1 pseudogene is annotated in these 1288 nt (G+C 61.6%); it reads right to left on the minus strand.

The features are described 5' to 3' along the window. Positions 1-172: 172 nt before the first annotated feature. A pseudogene (locus L692_RS32850) lies at positions 173-1288 on the minus strand (transcription initiation factor TFIID); the annotation flags it as partial.

Consider the following 1288-nt stretch of genomic DNA (forward strand, 5'->3'; position numbering starts at 1 on the left):
CACAATGGCGAAATAGAGGCCAACGACCGGGATGGACGGCCAAGAACCGAGCAGGCGGCCCAGCAGCAGCTCGCCGATGACAAAAGCGGCCGCTCCGCCGATCAGGCTGAACAAGAGGAGCAGCAGATTCAATTTTCGTTGCATTGATTCATCATCCTTTCGGGAAGCCTCCCTAGCGCAGAGCGGGAAGCGACTCTTCGTCTACACCGTGCAGTTCGTAGCCGTTCTTCGCATAAGTCTCGTAATAGATCCGGCCGTTCCGGTAGTAGAGCAGGTCCTCCAGATGGAACCCGCCCATCAGATTCAGCTTCTCCACGCCGCTGCGCCGCCGCTCATGCACGCAGCCCAGCCTGTAGACGCGCGTCGTCTCATCGGCGGACAGCGCATAGCGCAGAAATTCCGAGCCGCTGTCGCCGAAGAAGTATTTCTCCTCATGCCGGTGCTCCTGCGTATACTCGAAGAGACGGACATGGATGGCCGCCTCCTCTTCAAGCGAGCGGTACAGACGCCGGAACAGCTCCTCCTTCGATAATACCTCCCGGTTGTCGTACGCCGCTGCGACATTCGCCCGCCGCAGAAGCTCCTCCTCAAAGGACAGCGCAAAGGGCTCCGCCGTCAGAATCTCCCGGCCGCATACTACAATCAGCCGTTCCAGCACCTTATCCAAGCCCTGGTCCAGCAGATCCGGCAGGCTTCCCATATACCGCTCGCCCATCAGGGCGCCGGGACCGCGCCGGGCCTCGATCTCGCCGATCACTTCATCCGTCACGGCGCGGTAGTATTCCATAATGTTCCGTCCAATATCGCCTTCGGCCTGGCCGATGCTGTCCAGCGCCGCAGCCTTAAGCTCCTCCTCCAGCCGCTCCATCACCCTCACCCGCTTGACGCTTGCGGAATGAAGCGACTCCAGCCCGGCTTCAAGGCGGGCGCACAGCGCCAGCTCGCTCTCCAGCAGCAGCAGCTCATACCTTGCGCCATAGCCTTCGGCGAACAAATAATGAATAAAGTTCCGAACCGTCCGCTTGTCCATAAGGGGCACCCTGGAGAAAGGCAGACGGTCCACATTCTCTTCGTACAGTCGCTCCAGTTCCTCCCGCGATGAAGCAATCGCCGCTCTGAGCCCGGCCATATGCTGGCGAAGCCCGTGCAGCACGCTGCCGGCATCGTCCCGGTCGGCGGTCCAGTCCGCCAGCTGGAAGAACGTAATGTCCGGCTGCGCCCCGTGAGGAGCGGTGAGGAGCGGCGCCCATTCACGCAGGGGATCGGCGGCTTCCAGCCGCTTGGCTGC

This window comes from Paenibacillus forsythiae T98 (assembly GCF_000520735.1).
Classification (GTDB): Bacteria; Bacillota; Bacilli; order Paenibacillales; family Paenibacillaceae; genus Paenibacillus_AQ; species Paenibacillus_AQ forsythiae.